Below are 17,815 nucleotides of genomic sequence, written 5' to 3' on the forward strand. Positions count from 1 at the left end.
GGCCCTCCGGTTCGTGCCTTAACTATGGCCGCAAGCCGGCGGTTTGCCAGCCCGGACAGCGCGCATTGGTGTTCAGACCGAGTCAGAGCAGCACCACATCGTATTGTTCCTGGGAATACATGGACTCGACCTGGAAGCGAATGGTTCGGCCGATGAAGGCTTCGAGCTCGGCAACGTTGCCCGATTCCTCGTCCAGCAGGCGGTCGACCACCTTCTGGTTGGCTAATACTCTATAGCCTTCGGCCTGATAGGCGCGGGCTTCACGAAGGATCTCGCGAAAAATCTCGTAACAGACAGTTTCGGGGGTTTTCAGCTTGCCGCGTCCCTGGCAGCAATAGCACGGCTCGCACAGCACCTGCTCGAGGCTTTCGCGGGTGCGCTTGCGGGTCATCTGCACCAGCCCAAGCTCGGTGATGCCTATGATGTTGGTCTTGGCATGGTCGCGCTCCAGCTGTTTTTCCAGGGTGCGCAGCACCTGGCGCTGGTGTTCTTCATCTTCCATGTCGATGAAGTCGATGATGATGATCCCGCCGATGTTGCGCAGGCGCAGTTGCCGGGCAATGGCGGTGGCCGCCTCCAGATTGGTCTTGAAGATGGTCTCTTCGAGGTTGCGGTGGCCGACAAAGGCCCCGGTGTTGACGTCGATGGTGGTCATCGCCTCGGCCGGGTCGACCACCAGGTAGCCGCCGGACTTGAGCGGGACCTTGCGGTCGAGGGCGCGCTGGATCTCGTCTTCGACGCCATAAAGGTCGAAGATCGGCCGCTCGCCTGGGTAATGTTCCAGACGATCGGCGATCTCTGGCATCAGTTCGGCGACGAACTGCGTGGTTTTCTGGAAGGTTTCCCGCGAGTCGATACGGATCTTCTCGATTTTCGGGTTGACCAGGTCGCGCAGGGTACGCAGGGCCAGGCCCAGGTCTTCGTAGATTTCGGTCGGCGCGCCGACGGTCTTGATCTGGGTGCCGATCTGCTCCCAGAGCCTGCGCAGGTAGCGGATGTCCATGAGGATTTCATCGGCCCCGGCGCCTTCGGCGGCGGTACGCAGGATGAAACCGCCGGCGTCCTGGATGTTTTCCTGGGCGATGCAGTCGGTGACCACCTGCTTGAGGCGCTCACGCTCGGCCTCGTCTTCGATCTTCAGGGAAATGCCGACATGACTGGTGCGCGGCATGTACACCAGGTAACGGGACGGGATCGACAACTGGGTGGTCAGGCGCGCGCCCTTGGAGCCGATCGGGTCCTTGGTCACCTGCACCACCAGGCTCTGTCCTTCATGCACCAGGGCACTGATGCTCTCGACCGACGAGCCTTCGCGCAGGGAAATTTCCGAGGCGTGAATGAACGCTGCGCGGTCCAGGCCGATGTCGACGAACGCCGCCTGCATGCCCGGCAGCACCCGCACCACCTTGCCTTTGTAGATGTTACCGACGATGCCACGGCGCTGGGTGCGCTCGACATGCACCTCCTGCAGTACACCATTTTCCACCACCGCCACGCGTGATTCCATCGGTGTGATGTTGATCAGAATCTCTTCACTCATGGCAGGCTCTCGTCAAAGGACTTCAGTAATGATGGATCGCTCGCGGGCGACTGGCTAGGGCTGTTCTGGCTTATCCTCGCTCAACGGGCCGGCAGGCGCTGCCAGCAAGGGATGCCGAATTGACCGAGCAGCTCGGCGGTTTCATTCAGCGGCAGGCCGACCACCGCCGAATAGCTGCCTTCAAGGCGTTGTACGAAAACTGCCCCCAGACCCTGTATGGCATAGCTGCCGGCCTTGTCGGCCGGTTCGCCGCTGGCCCAGTAGGCCTCGGCTTCCTCAGCACCGATGGAGCGAAACAGCACATGGCTGCTGACACTGACGCTCAGGCAACGCTGATGATCGGCCACGGCGACGGCGGTCAGCACCTGATGCTCGCGCCCGGAAAGGGCTGCCAGCATCGCCAGGGCATCTTCGCGGTGTTGTGGCTTGCCGAGAATTCGACCTTCGAGCACCACGGCGGTATCGGCACCCAGCACCGCTACCGGGCTGTCGTCACTCTGGGGCAACGACGCCAGGCCGGCGCAGGCTTTTTCCCGCGCCAGACGCTCGACATACGCCTCGGCCAATTCGGCGGGCAGCGGCGTCTCGTCGATCGCGGCACTCAGCGAAGTAAAGGGAATGCCGATCTGGGTGAGCAACTCACGGCGGCGTGGCGAGCCAGAGGCCAGGTACAGCAGGGTCATCTTGACGTCTCCCTGTCAGCGTCGAATGTGAGTGCTCAGTTGATGCTCAGGCGGCGGCGCAGACCACGCAGGCCATAGCTGATCCACGGCCAGAGCAAGGCGCTGATGACCGCCGACCAGATCAGCGCCAGGGTCGGCAGGCGGTTGCCGGTCAGGGCACTGAGCCACAGCTGGATCAACTGGGCCAGGCCGAAGATCACCAGGATCACCAGGCTCTGCTGCCACATCGGGAACATCCGCAAACGCTGTTGCAACGACAGCACCAGGAAGGTGATCAGGGTCAGCACCAGGGCGTTCTGCCCCAGCAAGGTGCCATACAGCACGTCCTCGGCCAGGCCCAGGACGAATGCGGTCGTCATGCCCACCCGGTGCGGCAGGGCCAGGGTCCAGAAGGCCAGCAGCAGTGCCAGCCACATCGGCCGGAACACTTCGGCGAAGGGCAGCATCGGCGATACGCTGAGCAGCATACCGATCAGAAAGGTCAGCCAGACGACCCAGCCATTACGGCTGCGGGTGCTTACCATCAGTGTCTCTCCCGGGAAATGACTGGCGCGCCCGGCGTTGCAGCAGGGGCTGCGGGGGCTGCCGTGGCGGGCGGATGGGCACTGGTTGCCGGAGTGGCGGGTGCGGCAGGCGCTGGTGCTGCTGGCGTCGAAGCGGACGCGGCCGGAGTGACCGCAGCAGGCGCAGCCGGGGACGTGGCCGGCGCAGTACCCGCCGCCGAAGCAGGCAGGCCCTGACGATCAGCCTGTTCCTGAGCAATCGCGGCATCGCTGGCACGTTGCTCGGGCGAACGGCTGTCGGTGAACACCAACAGCAGGTAGCGGCTGCGGTTAAGCGCAGCCGTCGGGATCGCCCGGACGATAGCAAACGGCTGGCCGGAGTCGTGGATCACTTCCTTGACCGTGGCCACCGGGTAGCCAGCCGGGAAGCGCTGACCGAGGCCCGAGCTGACCAGCAGGTCGCCTTCCTTGATGTCGGCGGTGTCGGCAACGTGGCGCAGCTCAAGGCGCTCCGGGTTGCCGGTACCGCTGGCAATCGCCCGCAAGCCGTTGCGGTTGACCTGCACCGGAATGCTGTGGGTGGTGTCGGTGAGCAGCAATACCCGCGCGGTGTAGGGCATCAGTTCGACCACCTGGCCCATCAGGCCACGTGCGTCGAGCACCGGCTGACCGAGGACCACGCCATCGCGCTCGCCCTTGTTGATCAGGATCCGGTGGGTGAAAGGATTGGGATCGACGCCGATCAATTCGGCGACTTCGACCTTCTCGTTGACCAGCGCCGACGAGTTGAGCAACTCGCGCAGGCGCACGTTCTGCTCGGTCAGGGCCGCCAGCTTCTGCAGGCGACCTTGCAGCAGCAAGGCTTCGGTCTTGAGTTTCTCGTTTTCGGCAGCGAGTTCGGTACGGCTGCCAAACTGGCTGGCAACCCCCTGCCACAAGCGCTGGGGCAGATCGGTAACCAGGTAGGACGGCATCAGCACCAGGCCCATCTGGCTGCGCAGAGGCTTGAGCAGGGTGAAGCGTGCATCGACCACCATCAGGGTGATCGACAGCACAACCAGCACGAGCAGGTGTACGCCCAGCGAAGGGCCCTTGGCGAAAAGCGGTTTAATGGGCCGCTCCTCGTGGACGACGATTCAAGAGGTCATTCATACGGCAACGCACCGGCCTGCTTGCGGATTGACGGAAAACGACGCCCACACGGACGTCAGCCCAGCACATACAGGTAGCACTGTGGGCACTACCTGTAAACCGGGCGGCGTGAACTGCAGGCTCCGGCTTATTCGCTGGAGAGCAGGTCCATGGTGTGTTTGTCCATCATTTCCAGGGCACGGCCACCACCGCGAGCCACGCAGGTCAGCGGGTCTTCGGCGACGATTACCGGCAGGCCGGTTTCCTGGGCCAGCAGCTTGTCGAGGTCGCGCAGCAGGGCGCCACCACCGGTCAGCACCAGGCCACGCTCGGCGATGTCCGAAGCCAGCTCTGGCGGCGATTGCTCCAGGGCGCTCTTGACTGCCTGGACGATGGTCGCCAGGGATTCCTGCAGGGCTTCAAGCACTTCATTGGAATTCAGGGTGAAGGCACGTGGCACGCCCTCGGCCAGGTTGCGGCCGCGGACATCGACTTCACGGACTTCGCCGCCCGGGTAGGCAGTACCGATTTCCTGCTTGATGCGCTCAGCGGTGGATTCACCGATCAGGCTACCGTAGTTGCGACGTACGTAGGTGACAATGGCTTCGTCGAAACGGTCGCCACCGACCCGTACGGATTCGGCGTAAACCACACCGTTCAGGGAGATCAGCGCGATTTCAGTGGTACCACCACCGATATCGACGACCATCGAACCGCGGGCTTCTTCAACCGGCAGGCCGGCACCAATGGCGGCCGCCATCGGCTCTTCGATCAGGAACACTTCGCGGGCACCGGCGCCCAGCGCCGACTCGCGAATGGCCCGGCGCTCGACCTGGGTCGATTTGCACGGCACGCAGATCAGAACCCGCGGGCTTGGCTGCAGGAAGCTGTTCTCGTGAACCTTGTTGATGAAGTACTGCAGCATTTTTTCGCAAACGCTGAAGTCGGCGATCACGCCGTCTTTCATCGGACGAATGGCAGCAATGTTGCCAGGCGTACGGCCCAGCATGCGCTTGGCCTCGGTACCGACAGCGACGACACTTTTCTGGTTGCCGTGAGTACGAATGGCCACAACCGATGGCTCATTCAGGACGATACCGCGCTCACGCACGTAAATAAGGGTGTTGGCAGTGCCCAGGTCGATGGAAAGATCGCTGGAAAACATGCCACGCAGTTTCTTGAACATGGGAAAGTGACCCTAGGCAACGCGTGGGTAAAAAAGTGCGGCAAACTCTAACAACGGCGGGGATTTTGGGCAAGGCACCAATATGTTAAATTGGCGGTTTTTCCGAGCAAGCCTGCACATGATCGCGGCCTTATGACCGTAATACTGCCAGCATGTTCCTCATCGCGGAGCAAATCCGTTTCTGTTTTCCCAGGAGATCCCCATGGCGCTTGAACGCTGCGACGTGGAAAAGATCGCTCATCTGGCCCGACTGGGCCTGAATGAAGGCGATCTGCCACGCACTACCGATGCCCTGAACAGTATTCTGGGACTGATCGACCAGATGCAAGCGGTCGACACCACTGGCATCGAGCCACTGGCCCACCCTCTGGAAGCCACTCAGCGCCTGCGCGCCGATGTGGTAACAGAAAGTAACCATCGCGACAGCTACCAGGCCATCGCCCCGTCGACGGAAGACGGCCTGTACCTGGTTCCGCAAGTCATCGAGTAAGGGAATAGAGCCTGCCATGCATCAACTGACCCTGGCCGAGATCGCCCGCGGACTCGCCGACAAGAAGTTTTCTTCCGAAGAGCTGACCCGTGCCCTGCTGGCGCGGATCAACCAGCTCGACCCGCAAATCAACAGCTTCATCAGCGTCACCGAAGAACTGGCCATCAGCCAGGCCCGGGCCGCCGACGCCCGCCGCGCCGCCGGCGAGAACGGCGCCCTGCTCGGCGCGCCGATCGGCCACAAGGACCTGTTCTGCACCCAGGGCATCCGCACCAGCTGCGGCTCGAAGATGCTCGACAACTTCAAGGCGCCGTACGACGCGACGGTGGTCAGCAAGCTGGCCGAAGCCGGCACCGTGACCCTGGGCAAGACCAACATGGACGAATTCGCCATGGGTTCGGCCAACGAGAGCAGCTACTACGGCGCGGTGAAAAACCCGTGGAACCTCGAGCACGTGCCCGGTGGTTCTTCCGGTGGTTCGGCTGCCGCGGTTGCCGCGCGCCTGCTGCCGGCAGCCACTGCCACCGACACCGGCGGCTCGATCCGCCAGCCGGCGGCACTCACCAGCCTGACCGGCCTGAAACCGACCTACGGTCGTGTTTCGCGTTGGGGCATGATCGCCTACGCGTCGAGCCTCGACCAGGGTGGCCCGCTGGCCCGCACCGCCGAAGACTGCGCGCTAATGCTGCAAGGCATGGCCGGCTTCGACCCCAAGGACTCCACCAGCATCGATGAACCGGTGCCGGACTACAGCGCCAGTCTCAATGCCTCGCTCCAGGGCCTGCGCATCGGCCTGCCGAAGGAATACTTCGGTGCCGGCCTCGATCCGCGCATTGCCGACCTGGTCCAGGCCAGCGTCAAGGAGCTGGAAAAGCTCGGCGCGGTGGTCAAGGAAATCAGCCTGCCGAACATGCAGCACGCGATTCCGGCCTACTACGTGATCGCCCCGGCAGAAGCCTCGTCCAACCTGTCGCGTTTCGACGGCGTGCGTTTCGGCTACCGCTGCGAGAACCCCGTCGACCTCACCGACCTGTACAAGCGCTCCCGTGGCGAAGGCTTCGGTGCCGAAGTGCAGCGCCGGATCATGGTCGGTGCCTACGCTCTGTCGGCCGGTTACTACGATGCCTACTACCTGCAGGCGCAGAAAATCCGTCGCCTGATCAAGAACGACTTCATGGCTGCGTTCAACGACGTCGACGTCATTCTCGGCCCGACCACGCCAAACCTGGCCTGGAAAATCGGCGCCAAGAACAACGACCCGGTCGCTGAGTACCTGGAAGACGTCTACACCATCACCGCCAACCTCGCCGGCCTGCCAGGCCTGTCGATGCCGGCCGGTTTCGTCGATGGTCTGCCGGTTGGCGTGCAGTTGCTCGCGCCGTATTTCCACGAAGGCCGCCTGCTCAACGTCGCGCACCGCTATCAGCAAGTCACTGATTGGCACACTCGCGTACCTAACGGCTTCTGAGGGATCACCACATGCAATGGGAAGTTGTCATCGGGCTGGAGATTCATACCCAGCTCGCCACCCAGTCGAAGATTTTCTCCGGCAGCTCCACCACGTTCGGCTCCGAGCCGAACACCCAGGCCAGCCTGATCGACCTGGGCATGCCCGGCGTACTGCCGGTGCTGAACCAGGAAGCGGTGCGCATGGCCTGCATGTTCGGCCTGGCCATCGATGCCGAAATCGGCCAGCACAACGTGTTCGCGCGCAAGAACTACTTCTACCCTGACCTGCCCAAGGGCTACCAGATCAGCCAGATGGAACTGCCGATCGTCGGCAAGGGCCACCTGGACATCGCCCTCGAAGACGGCACCGTCAAGCGCGTCGGCATTACCCGTGCGCACCTTGAAGAAGACGCCGGCAAAAGCCTGCACGAAGACTTCAGCGGCTCCACCGGCATCGACCTCAACCGCGCCGGCACGCCACTGCTGGAGATCGTCTCCGAGCCGGACATGCGCAGCGCCAAAGAGGCTGTTGCCTACGTCAAGGCCATCCATGCCCTGGTGCGCTACCTGGGCATCTGCGACGGCAACATGGCCGAAGGCTCGTTGCGTTGCGACTGCAACGTTTCGGTTCGCCCGAAAGGCCAGGCCGAGTTCGGTACCCGCTGCGAGATCAAGAACGTCAACTCGTTCCGTTTCATCGAGCGCGCGATCAACACCGAAGTGCAGCGTCAGATCGAGCTGATCGAAGATGGCGGCCGGGTCATCCAGGAAACCCGCCTGTATGATCCGAACAAGGACGAGACCCGCTCCATGCGTAGCAAGGAGGAAGCCAACGACTACCGTTACTTCCCCGACCCGGACCTGTTGCCGGTGGTCATCGAGAACGCCTTCCTCGAAGACATCCGCGCCACCCTGCCCGAGCTGCCACCGCAAAAGCGCGAGCGTTTCCAGAGCCAGTTCGGCCTCTCGGCCTACGACGCCAACGTGCTGGCGACCAGCCGTGAGCAGGCTGACTACTTCGAACAGGTGGTCGGCGTGTGTGGCGATGCCAAGCTTGCCGCCAACTGGGTCATGGTCGAGCTGGGCAGCCTGCTCAACAAGCTGGGCGTGGAAATCGACCAGTCGCCGGTCAGCGCCGCGCACCTGGGCGGCATGCTCAAGCGCATCCTCGACAACACCATCAGCGGCAAGATTGCCAAGGTAGTGTTCGAGAAGATGGCCGCCGGCGACGGCGATGCCGACCAGATCATCGAAGCCGAGGGCCTGAAACAGGTCACCGACAGCGGTGCGATCGAGAAGGTCCTGGACGAAGTGTTGGCAGCCAACGCCGAGCAGGTCGAGCAGTACCGCGCCGCTGACGAAGCCAAGCGCGGCAAGATGTTCGGCTTCTTCGTCGGGCAGGCCATGAAAGCCTCCAAGGGCAAGGCCAACCCGCAGCAAGTGAACCAATTGCTCAAGAGCAAGCTCGAAGGGTAGTTCGCATTACCCTGTGGGAGCCGGCGTTGCCGGCGATGCAAGGCGAAGCCTTGCCAGTTTCTGGGGCTGCCGAGCAGCCCATCGCCGGCAACGCCGGCTCCCACAGGTGATCACTTCACCTCGGAGCAACTGATTTGATGTGGCGTCCCCTCAGCGCACTCGCGCTCTTCACCCTGCTGGCCGGCTGCGCCAGCCACGATATCGACTCCCGCGGTTACGACAAGACCGGCACCGCCTCCTATTACGGCTCCCGACACCACGGTAAACGCACCGCCAGTGGCGAAGCCTTCAACCAACACGGCATGACCGCTGCCCACCGTAGCCTGCCCTTCGGCACGCGGGTCAAAGTCACCAACCTCAACAACGAACGCAGCGTGGTAGTCCGCATCAACGACCGCGGCCCGCATACCCGTGGCCGGCTGATCGACCTGTCGCGCGCTGCCGCGGAAAAACTCGGGATGATCCGTAGCGGAACCGCGCGCGTACGGGTACAAAGTCTCAGCGACTGACCTGCCCCCGGAGCACGACCATTTTCGACCTGGCCGCTTTACCTACTTTCAGCCTGTTGCAACTGAGCATCGGCCTGCTGTTGCTGATCGCCGGCGCCGAACTGCTGGTACGCGCCGCCCTGCGCCTGGCCGCCAGCCTGCAAGTCCGACCACTGATCATCGGCCTGAGCCTGGTGGCATTCGGCAGCAGCGCACCGCAACTGACCGTCAGCCTGCAGGCGGCCTACACCGGCGCGCCGGATGTCGCCGTCGGCAGCGTGATCGGCAGCAACATCTTCAACATCCTGGTAACCCTGGGCCTGGCCGCGCTGATCATTCCGCTGCGGGTCTCGCGCCAGTTGGTGCGCCTGGACATCCCGTTGATGATCGTCGCCAGCCTGGCAGTGTACCTGCTGGCCTTCAACGAACTGCTGGGGCGCCTGGAGGGTGCCCTGCTGTTGTGCGGCCTGTTCGGCTACCTGGCGATACTCTGGCACCAGTCCCGACACCATGCCCGCACCTACCCTGCCCCCGGCCCGCGCCCGCAGCGTGGTGGCCGATTCTGGCTAGGGAGCGTGCTGTTGATGCTGGCCGGGCTAGGCCTGCTCAGCCTGGCCGGCCATCTGCTGCTGGAGGCAGCAGTGGAGGTAGCGCAGGACCTGGGGCTGTCGGAACGGGTCATCGGCCTGACCGTGGTGGCCGTCTGCACCTCCCTGCCGGAACTGGCCACCTCGCTGATCGCCGCCCTGCGTGGTGAGCGGGAGATCGCCGTAGGTAACGTCATCGGCAGCAATCTGTTCAACCTGCTGGCGGTACTCGGCCTGACCGCGCTGGTCGCCCCCGAGCCGCTGTCGATCTCGCCCAATGCCCTAGCCTTCGACCTGCCGGTGATGCTCGGGGTCGCGGTGCTGGCATTGCCAGTGTTCTACTCGGGTTACCGGGTGACGCGTGCCGAGGGGCTGGTGTTCCTCTGCCTGTACCTGGCTTATGGCCTGCATGTGGTGGCTTTCACCACCGGCATGCCGCTGGCCAGCCGACTTGAAAAACTGATGCTGTTCTACGCATTGCCAGCACTGGGGACGTTGTTGCTGTACACCACCCTGCGTGCCTGGCGCCGCCAACACTAAGGAAAACAACATGGGCGACAACAACAAATCCGGCGAACAGGTTCGCCGCCAGGTCATGGGCGATGCCTTCGTCGATCGCGCACTGAACAACGCCACCGACTTCAGCCAGCCGCTGCAGGACTTCGTCAATGAGCATGCCTGGGGCAGCGTCTGGAGCCGCGAAGGCCTGCCGCTGAAAACCCGCAGCCTGATCACCCTCGCCGCCCTCACCGCACTCAAGTGCCCGCAAGAGCTCAAGGGCCACGTGCGCGGCGCCTTGAACAACGGTTGTACGGTCGAGGAGATTCGTGAGGCGCTGCTGCACTGCGCGGTATACGCCGGCGTGCCGGCGGCGGTCGATGCCTTCCGCGCCGCCCAGGAAGTGATCGACAGCTACCAGCAGGGCTGATCGATCACTTCGGACGAGGCCGTCAGTTGCTGACGACGGCGGCCTTCTGCCCCTTCTTCTTCAGCCAGAAAGCCACGCCCAGGGTGGCGATCCAGGCCGGGATCAGCATCACCGAGATGCGGATCGGCGGGGTCAGGTACATCACCACCAGAATCAGCCCGATGAACGCCAGGCACAGGTAGTTGGTCACCGGGTGGCCCCAGCTCCGGTAGAAGGTCGACTCGCCCGACGCCTGCTTGGCGCGGCGGAACTTCAGGTGGGTGATGCTGATGCTTGCCCAGTTGATCACCAGCGCCGATACCGCCAGCGCCATCAGCAGGCCGAAGGCCTCGCCCGGCATCAAGTAGTTGATCAGCACACACAGGCCGGTGGCCAGGGCGGAAACCGCCAGTGCGGTCAGCGGCACGCCGCGGCGGTTGACCTTGAGCAGGGCACGCGGCGCGTCGCCCTGGCTGGCCAGGCCGAACAGCATGCGGCTGTTGCAGTACACGCAGCTGTTGTACACCGACAGCGCGGCGGTCAATACCACCACGTTGAGGATGGTCGCCACCAGGTTGCTGTCCAGGTTGTGGAAGATCATCACGAACGGGCTGCCACCCTGCACCACCTTCTGCCACGGGTACAGCGACAGCAACACGGCCAGGGCGCCGATGTAGAAAATCAGAATGCGATAGACCACCTGGTTGGTGGCGCGCGGAATGCTGTGGCGCGGGTTGTCGGCTTCGGCGGCGGTGATACCGACCAGCTCCAGGCCACCGAAAGAGAACATGATCACCGCCATGGCCATCAGCAAACCGGTGAAGCCATTGGGGAAGAAGCCGCCGTACTGCCAGAGGTTGGCCACGCTGGCATCCGGCCCGCCATTACCGCTGGCCAGCAGCCAGGCGCCAAAGCCGATCATGCTGACGATGGCGATGACCTTGACCAGGGCGAACCAGAACTCCATCTCGCCATAGACCTTCACCTGGGTGAGGTTGATCAGGTTGATCACCACGAAGAAGATCGCCGCCGTCGCCCAGGTCGGGAAGTCCGGCCACCAGTACTGCACGTAGATGCCCACGGCCGTCAGCTCGGCCATGCCGACCAGGACGTAGACCACCCAGTAGTTCCAGCCGGAAACGAAACCGGCGAACTCGTTCCAGTAGCGGTGGGCAAAGTGGCTGAAGCTGCCGGCAACCGGCTCGTCGACCACCATCTCGCCCAGCTGGCGCATGATGAAGAACGCCATCAGGCCGGCAATCGCGTACCCCAGCAGCACGGCCGGGCCGGCCATCTGAATGGTCTGGGCAATGCCCAGAAACAGGCCGGTACCGATGGCGCCACCCAGGGCAATCAACTGGATATGGCGATTTTTCAACCCGCGCTGTAATCGCTCTGGGGGGTTCTGTTCTTGCATGAAGTGTCCTTGAAGGTGGAAGGCAGTGTTGGCTTTATTGTCGGCACAGAATCTAGATCCAGCCGCCCCACTGCAAGAGGAAAATGCCGATATTCGTGGTTATGGCGGCCATCAGCGTGGTTATCACGATGATCGAGGCGGCCAGTTCATGGTTACCGTTGGCCGCTCGGGCCATGACATAACTGGCGGCGGCGGTCGGGCTACCGATGTACAGGAACAGGATGCCCAGCTCCGCCCCGCGAAAACCGCAAAGCCAGGCCGCCAGGGTGCCGATCACCGGCAGCCAGATCATCTTCACCAGGCTGGCGCTGACCGCCAGGCCGCCACTCTCACGCAGCGAAGCCAGCGACAGGGTACCGCCGATGCAGATCAATGCCAGCGGCAGGGTCATCTGCGCCAGGTAATCGCCGGAGGTCAGCAGCCAGTTCGGCAGCGGCACTTGCCCGTAGGCCATGGGCGTGGCCAGCAGCACGCTGATGATCAGCGGGTTGCGCAGGATACTCTTGAAGATGCTCCAGGGGTCGGACTTCATGCTCGGGCTGTACACCGCCAGCACCACCGACGACAGCGAGTTGTACAGCAGGATCACCAGGCCGGCGAGGATCGCCCCCAGCGAGATACCGTAATCGCCGTACATGCTCGCTGCCAGCGCCAGGCCGATGACCCCGTTATTGCCGCGGAAACCGCCCTGAGTGTAAATCCCGCGATCCTCGCGCGGGCAGCGCCACAGGGCCACCCCCCAGGCCAGGGCAAAACTGCCCAGGGTGGCTGCCACGAAAAACACCAGCAGCCCGGGTTTGACCGCCGCCGTCAGGTCGGCGTGATAAATCCCCAGAAACAGCAGCGCCGGCATGCACACGTTGAACACCAGCGACGACGCGGTGTGGATGAAGCCGTCGTTGATGGCCTTGATGCGCTTGAGCAGCACGCCCATGAACAGCATGGCGAACACCGGCGCCGTGATGTTCAGCGTCTGGATAAAAAGGGCGAGCATGCAGGGTGGTCCCGATGGCTGTCGTTAGGTGGCTAATGATACGTCAGCCATCCGTTGATGCCTCGCATTCTGACGTAAGAAAAAAGAATTGTTGACGTAGGAAATGGTTTGGATATGATCAAAACAACTGTACATGCATACAGTTATTTATCGAAATCCATGACATCTCAAAGGAGTTGAATATGTCAGGTATGCAAACCGGACTGCACGCCCAAAAGGCGCTCGCCACCACCGTGGTCGCCGACCTCGATGCCCTGTTCAGTGTCGACGGCATCAAGATTCCCGGCCCCGACACCCGCGTCGTATTGGTCATCGACGGCCACCACACCATCAAGTACCACCGCCTCGGCCTGCCGGCCAAACCGCCAGCCAGCGGCAAGCCGGTGCTGCGCTTTGAAGGCGGCGAACACACCGCCATCGGCGACAACGCCCTGCTGCGCTTCAGCCAGGACAGCGCGCCGATTCCAGCCTGGAAAGTCGCCCTGCACCTGGCCAATGGCCTGACCCTCAGTTACGGCCAGATCGTCGCCCTGGGCGGCGACTTCTATGGCATTCCCGAGCGGCCGATTGCCGATGGCGCCAATGCTGAAGAACGCGTCCAGCGTTTTGCTGCCGCCTTTGATTCGCTGGCCGTGCTTCCCGCCTCCCGGGAAGAAGCCGGCAAGATCCTCGCGGTCATGCAGCAAGAAATCGCCGCTGCCAACCAGGCGATCAAAGACGGTCGCCAGCCCCACGAAGCCTACGATCAGTTGGGCGATACCCTCTCGGAAGAATGGAACAAGATCACCGGCGGTGGCAGCTTCGTCTCGCCGATGTTCCCCCTGGGCCGCTACCTCAAGCTTGCCGCCAGCAACTGGGACCACTTTGGTGAATGGGCGCTGCTGGCCTACATCGCCGGGCACACCGCGGCCCTGCGCCAGGCCGTGAAAGCACGGGCCAGTGGCGATGACGGGCAACTGGAACTGGCCTACGCGATGAACGCCTTCGCTGATCACTTCCTCACCGACCTGTTCTCGGCCGGCCATGTGCGTGTACCGCGCAAGGCGATCAAGGACAACGTCACCCCGGCCGACCTCGGCTCGCTGATCTCGCGTTTCATGCACGATGAAGACAGCAAGTACGGCCTGGTGCTGCGCAATGCCCAGGGCGATACCTGGCGTGGTTATGGCGACAAGCGCTATTTCGACAGCATCGACGTGACCAACCGCAAGCAGGTGGGCCTGGCCGTGCAGAAGTCTGTCGATGAAATTTTCCAGGCTTTCGACACGGGCAATCTACCTGCGCCGACAGCCTACGGTGCGCTGCGCATCGCCGCCGACCTGCAGGCCGCAGTAGAAGGGCAAGTGCCGGGCAACTTCGCGCCGCTGTTTGCCCTGCGCAACGGCAAACTGATGCGCCGCGCCGACGTCAACAACCTCAATGACCCGGCGCAGATCGACAACTGGTGGGGCTGGAGTACTTACCTGCTGCTCAAGGACTACACCCCGAACAAACCCACCGGCCACCTCGAAGCCCCTGCCGGAGCCCCGAGCGTTCGCGCCGACGGCTGGCAGACCCAGGTGCCGAGCCAGCCAAACTGGCTGCCTGGTCATGCCGTGCGTTACGCAGTGAGTGTGGTCAACGGCCTGAACGAATCGTACATCGGCCCGTGGAGCGACTATGCCGAATTGACTGAGCGCTTCCAGCCGACCCTGACGGTGCCGGTGGACACCTCCGGCAAGTCTGTTTCGCGCAACCTGTTCCGCCAGTTCCGCGGCGGCTCGCCGGAACTGATCGCCTCGCTGGATGCGGGCACCACGACCTATATCGATCAACACCAGTGATAAGGAAATCACTCATGAGCATTACCCTGAACATTGAACTGGCGTCGGGCCAGTCGCTCAAGGATGTACCCCTGGAACTGCTGCGCGATGGCGTGGTGATCAGCCGCGCCAAGCTGGCTGCAACGGGCAAGGTGGTGTTTGATGCCGCGCCCGGGGCCGGGCAGTTGGCAGTGCGGGTGGATCGAACGATCCTGAATCGCTAAGGGCTGCTTCGCCCCCCATCGCCGGCAAGACCGGCTCCCACAAAGGTCAGTGCCATGCACAAGTCCTGTGGGAGCTGGCCTTGCCAGCGATGGGGCCAGAACAGATTTGAAGCTATCAGCGCCGCACCGGGCGCTTCTGCAGTTTGCGCTGCAAGGTCCGCCGGTGCATGCCCAGGGCCCGGGCCGTGGCGGAGATATTGCCTTCATGCTCGGTCAGCACGCGCTGGATGTGCTCCCACTGCAGGCGGTCCACCGACATCGGGTTTTCCGGCACCAGGCTGTCGAGGTCGGCGTGTTCGGAGAGCAACGCGGCCAGCACATCGTCGGCATCGGCCGGCTTGCACAGGTAGTTGCAGGCGCCGCGCTTGATCGCCTCGACCGCAGTGGCGATGCTCGAGTAACCGGTGAGGATCACCACGCGCATTTCCGGGTCCAGCTCCAGCAGCTTGGGCAGCAGTACCAAGCCGGAATCGCCGTCCATCTTCAAGTCCAGCGTGGCGTAGTCCGGCACGTCGTCCTGGGCGATTTTCAGGCCCTCCTCGGCAGAACCTGCGGTGCTCACGCGAAAGCCGCGGCGACTCATGGCCCGGGCCATCACCCGGGTAAAGGTGGCGTCGTCGTCAACCAGCAGCAGGTGCGGCAGCTCTTCGCCTTCAACCTGGATTTCATCACTCATCACACATCTCCTCGCGCGTCACGCGGCAGGCGCAGCTCGGTGAGCGTACCGCCTTCCTCATGACTATAGAGTTTTACCGAGCCGCCAGCACGGGTCACGCTGGCCTTGCTCAAGAACAGGCCCAGGCCGAAGCCTTTGCCCTTGGTGGTAAAGAAGGGTTTTCCAATCGATTCGGCAATGGCCGCCGGCACGCCGGGACCGTGGTCGCGGATGCTGATCACCATGTCCTGGGCGTCCCAGTCCAGGCGTACTTCCAGATCATCCGGGCAGGCATCGGCGGCGTTGTTCAACAGGTTCAGCAAGGCCTGGGTCAGGTCCGGCGGCGGCGCCAGGCGCGGCACGCTGCCCTGGCCCAGGCGCTGGAAGCGGTAGCTGGCCTCCGGGCGCATCAGGTGCCAGCGGTTGAGCGCCTCGTCGAGCCAGAAGGTCACTTCCTGGTTCTCGACCGCCAGGCGCCGGTTGGCTTCCGCGGCGCGCACCAGGTTCTGCAGGGTCTCCTTGCACAGCTTGACCTGGTCCTGCAGCACCGCCAGGTCTTCCTGCAGCAGCGGGTCGCTGTGGTCCTGGCGCATTTCCTTGATCAGCACGCTCATGGTCGCCAGCGGCGTGCCCAGTTCATGGGCGGCGCCAGCGGCCTGGGTGGCCACGGCCAGCAGTTGCTGGTCACGCAGTCCCTCCTCGCGGCGTTCAGCGCGCAGTTGCTCCTGGCGACGCAGCTCTTCGGCCATTTTCGCGGCGAAGAAGGTAATCACGGCGGCGGCCAGGGCGATACTCAGCCACATGCCGTAGACCTGCATCTTCTCCCGGGCCATGGGGAAGGTTTCGAGCGGATAGAACTGCACCAGCAGCAGGCTGTAGGCCGCCAGGGCGATACCGGAGAGGATCAGCGAGTAAACCCAGGGCAAGGTCACCGCAGCGATGGCCAGCGGCACCAGGTAATAGGACACGAAGGGGTTGGTCGAACCGCCCGAGTAATACAGCAAGGCACTGTGGATCAACAGGTCACAGGCCAGCTGGAAGGCATACTCCAGCTCAGTGACCGGCAAGGTCAGGCGCAGGCGCAGGGCCGTGAACGCGCACAGCAGCATCGACAGGCCGAGGGTGATGACCAGCGACAGCCACGGCAGCGGCAGTAGTTCGGTCCAGTAGGCGACACCGACCGAGCCGGCCTGGGCAGCAAGCACCAGGATGCGGATGAAGGTCAGGCGCCAGAGGTTCTGACGGGTTGCAGACAACATTTGTACGGGGGCGAGCATGAGCTCTCCTGATGAGTGCTCCAGGCGAATCGTCGCGAGTATACCGAAGCTGTGGCCTGGTCTGCAGTTATGCGGCAAAGCGCCACACTTTTTTACATAACAATGATGGCCATTTTGAACCTCACTACACTGTTGCCAGTCTTATGGGCCAGCGTGCAAAGGTTATGTCCGTGCCCGCGCCTCAATTTCAAGGAGTCATACATGTCTATCACCCGCAGCAGCGCCGCCCTGGTCATGGCCACCAGCTTGCTAGCCAGTCTTCCGGCACTGGCTGAAGAAGCGCCCCGCTACAACCAGATTTCGCTGCGCGCCGAAGTCAGCAAGGAAGTGGCCCGCGACCTGATGGTCGTGACCCTGTACAGCGAAGCGCAGAATACCGACCCGGGCAAGCTGGCCACGCAAATCACCGAGACCATGAACAAGGCGGTGAAACAGGCCCGCGAAGTCAAGGACGTGAAGATCAGCCAGGGCAGCCGCAACAGCTATCCGATCTACGACAACAAGGGCCAGAAGATCACCGGCTGGCGTGAGCGCGCCGAACTGCGCCTGGAAAGCGCCGACTTCCCGGCCCTGTCGCAACTTACCGGTACCCTGCTGCAGGACCTGAAAATGGGCGGCATGGACTTCTCCATCGCCCCGGCCACACGCAAGACCAGCGAGGACGACCTGCTCAAGGATGCCGTCAACGCCTTCAAGGCCCGCGCCCAACTGGCTACCGAAGCCCTGGGCGGCAAAGGCTACAAAGTGGTCAACCTCAACCTCAACAGCAGCGGCTACCCGCATCCTTATGCCCGTAGCGCGCCAATGATGATGAAAGCCGGCATGGCCGAAGACGCTGCTGCCGTTCCGGAAATCGAAGCGGGCACCAGCCAGGTGACCCTCAGCGCCGACGGCACCATCGAAGTCCAGATGCCCTGATCGACGTTACTTTTCCGCTGTTTCGCGGCAGCTTCGGCTGCCGCGAACGCTGTTACTTGTAGCACCTCGCGCCCCAATTTAGTGCAAA

The 17,815-nt window shown here is 63.0% G+C and carries 18 protein-coding genes; 9 read left to right on the forward strand and 9 right to left on the reverse strand.

Going from position 1 to position 17,815, the window contains the following annotated elements; translation table 11 throughout:
- Nucleotides 1-82: 82 nt before the first annotated feature.
- The 5 genes from rng to mreB form a co-directional block, all read right to left on the reverse strand.
- Nucleotides 83-1,540, reverse strand: a complete 1,458-nt coding sequence (gene rng, locus JV241A_RS20170) for a ribonuclease G (RefSeq protein WP_010223400.1) — start codon at nt 1,538-1,540, stop codon at nt 83-85.
- Between the two features lie 80 nt (nt 1,541-1,620).
- Nucleotides 1,621-2,223, reverse strand: coding sequence for a Maf family protein (locus JV241A_RS20175; RefSeq protein ID WP_134064179.1), 603 nt, complete (start codon nt 2,221-2,223; stop codon nt 1,621-1,623).
- 35 nt (nt 2,224-2,258) lie between these two features.
- On the reverse strand, nt 2,259-2,747 hold the full coding sequence (gene mreD / locus JV241A_RS20180; protein WP_010223402.1) for a rod shape-determining protein MreD: 489 nt from the start codon (nt 2,745-2,747) through the stop codon (nt 2,259-2,261).
- Entirely contained in the window at nt 2,747-3,862 is a 1,116-nt protein-coding gene (gene mreC, locus JV241A_RS20185) for a rod shape-determining protein MreC (protein WP_166675729.1), read from the reverse strand. Before mreC ends, mreD begins: the two co-directional genes overlap by 1 nt.
- 143 nt (nt 3,863-4,005) lie before the next feature.
- A complete protein-coding gene (gene mreB, locus JV241A_RS20190; protein WP_008371426.1) occupies nt 4,006-5,043 on the reverse strand; it encodes a rod shape-determining protein MreB in 1,038 nt (345 codons plus the stop codon).
- Nucleotides 5,044-5,245: 202 nt separating this feature from the next.
- Between mreB and gatC the strand changes: the two genes are divergently transcribed.
- The 6 genes from gatC (at nt 5,246) to JV241A_RS20220 (ending at nt 10,461) form a co-directional block, all read left to right on the forward strand.
- A complete protein-coding gene (gene gatC, locus JV241A_RS20195) occupies nt 5,246-5,533 on the forward strand; it encodes an Asp-tRNA(Asn)/Glu-tRNA(Gln) amidotransferase subunit GatC (RefSeq protein ID WP_115088600.1) in 288 nt (95 codons plus the stop codon).
- Between the two features lie 16 nt (nt 5,534-5,549).
- On the forward strand, nt 5,550-7,001 hold the full coding sequence (gene gatA / locus JV241A_RS20200; RefSeq protein ID WP_115088601.1) for an Asp-tRNA(Asn)/Glu-tRNA(Gln) amidotransferase subunit GatA: 1,452 nt from the start codon (nt 5,550-5,552) through the stop codon (nt 6,999-7,001).
- A gap of 11 nt (nt 7,002-7,012) precedes the next feature.
- Entirely contained in the window at nt 7,013-8,458 is a 1,446-nt protein-coding gene (gatB, locus tag JV241A_RS20205; RefSeq protein ID WP_115088602.1) for an Asp-tRNA(Asn)/Glu-tRNA(Gln) amidotransferase subunit GatB, read from the forward strand.
- A gap of 137 nt (nt 8,459-8,595) precedes the next feature.
- Nucleotides 8,596-8,967, forward strand: coding sequence for a septal ring lytic transglycosylase RlpA family protein (locus JV241A_RS20210; protein WP_115088603.1), 372 nt, complete (start codon nt 8,596-8,598; stop codon nt 8,965-8,967).
- Between the two features lie 62 nt (nt 8,968-9,029).
- Nucleotides 9,030-10,073 carry a calcium/sodium antiporter gene (locus JV241A_RS20215; RefSeq protein WP_134064407.1) on the forward strand — a complete coding sequence of 348 codons (1,044 nt, stop codon included), beginning with the start codon at nt 9,030-9,032 and terminating at the stop codon, nt 10,071-10,073.
- Between the two features lie 10 nt (nt 10,074-10,083).
- Nucleotides 10,084-10,461, forward strand: coding sequence for a carboxymuconolactone decarboxylase family protein (locus JV241A_RS20220; RefSeq protein WP_115088604.1), 378 nt, complete (start codon nt 10,084-10,086; stop codon nt 10,459-10,461).
- Between the two features lie 22 nt (nt 10,462-10,483).
- Here the strand turns inward: JV241A_RS20220 and JV241A_RS20225 are convergent, their stop codons facing one another.
- Both JV241A_RS20225 and JV241A_RS20230 read right to left on the reverse strand, forming a co-directional pair.
- Nucleotides 10,484-11,857: an amino acid permease gene (locus JV241A_RS20225; RefSeq protein ID WP_134064183.1), complete on the reverse strand. Its 1,374-nt coding sequence runs from the start codon at nt 11,855-11,857 to the stop codon at nt 10,484-10,486.
- Nucleotides 11,858-11,909: 52 nt separating this feature from the next.
- The gene (locus JV241A_RS20230) at nt 11,910-12,851 is read right to left on the reverse strand and encodes an AEC family transporter (protein WP_134064185.1); all 942 of its coding nucleotides are present in this window, start codon (nt 12,849-12,851) and stop codon (nt 11,910-11,912) included.
- Between the two features lie 182 nt (nt 12,852-13,033).
- On the opposite strand from JV241A_RS20230, the gene JV241A_RS20235 reads away from it, so the two are divergent.
- Nucleotides 13,034-14,674: a phospholipase gene (locus JV241A_RS20235; RefSeq protein WP_115088607.1), complete on the forward strand. Its 1,641-nt coding sequence runs from the start codon at nt 13,034-13,036 to the stop codon at nt 14,672-14,674.
- 14 nt (nt 14,675-14,688) lie between these two features.
- On the forward strand, nt 14,689-14,877 hold the full coding sequence (locus tag JV241A_RS20240; protein WP_115088608.1) for a hypothetical protein: 189 nt from the start codon (nt 14,689-14,691) through the stop codon (nt 14,875-14,877).
- 115 nt (nt 14,878-14,992) lie between these two features.
- Here the strand turns inward: JV241A_RS20240 and JV241A_RS20245 are convergent, their stop codons facing one another.
- A complete protein-coding gene (locus JV241A_RS20245; protein ID WP_010223415.1) occupies nt 14,993-15,553 on the reverse strand; it encodes a response regulator transcription factor in 561 nt (186 codons plus the stop codon).
- The gene (locus tag JV241A_RS20250; RefSeq protein ID WP_010223416.1) at nt 15,553-16,809 is read right to left on the reverse strand and encodes an ATP-binding protein; all 1,257 of its coding nucleotides are present in this window, start codon (nt 16,807-16,809) and stop codon (nt 15,553-15,555) included. The genes JV241A_RS20245 and JV241A_RS20250 overlap by 1 nt, the downstream gene beginning before the upstream one ends.
- Nucleotides 16,810-17,010: 201 nt before the next feature.
- Between JV241A_RS20250 and JV241A_RS20255 the strand changes: the two genes are divergently transcribed.
- Nucleotides 17,011-17,727 carry an SIMPL domain-containing protein gene (locus tag JV241A_RS20255; protein WP_115088609.1) on the forward strand — a complete coding sequence of 239 codons (717 nt, stop codon included), beginning with the start codon at nt 17,011-17,013 and terminating at the stop codon, nt 17,725-17,727.
- Nucleotides 17,728-17,815 lie beyond the last annotated feature (88 nt).

The organism is Pseudomonas sp. JV241A (assembly GCF_900275665.1).
Taxonomy (GTDB): domain Bacteria; phylum Pseudomonadota; class Gammaproteobacteria; order Pseudomonadales; family Pseudomonadaceae; genus Aquipseudomonas; species Aquipseudomonas wadenswilerensis.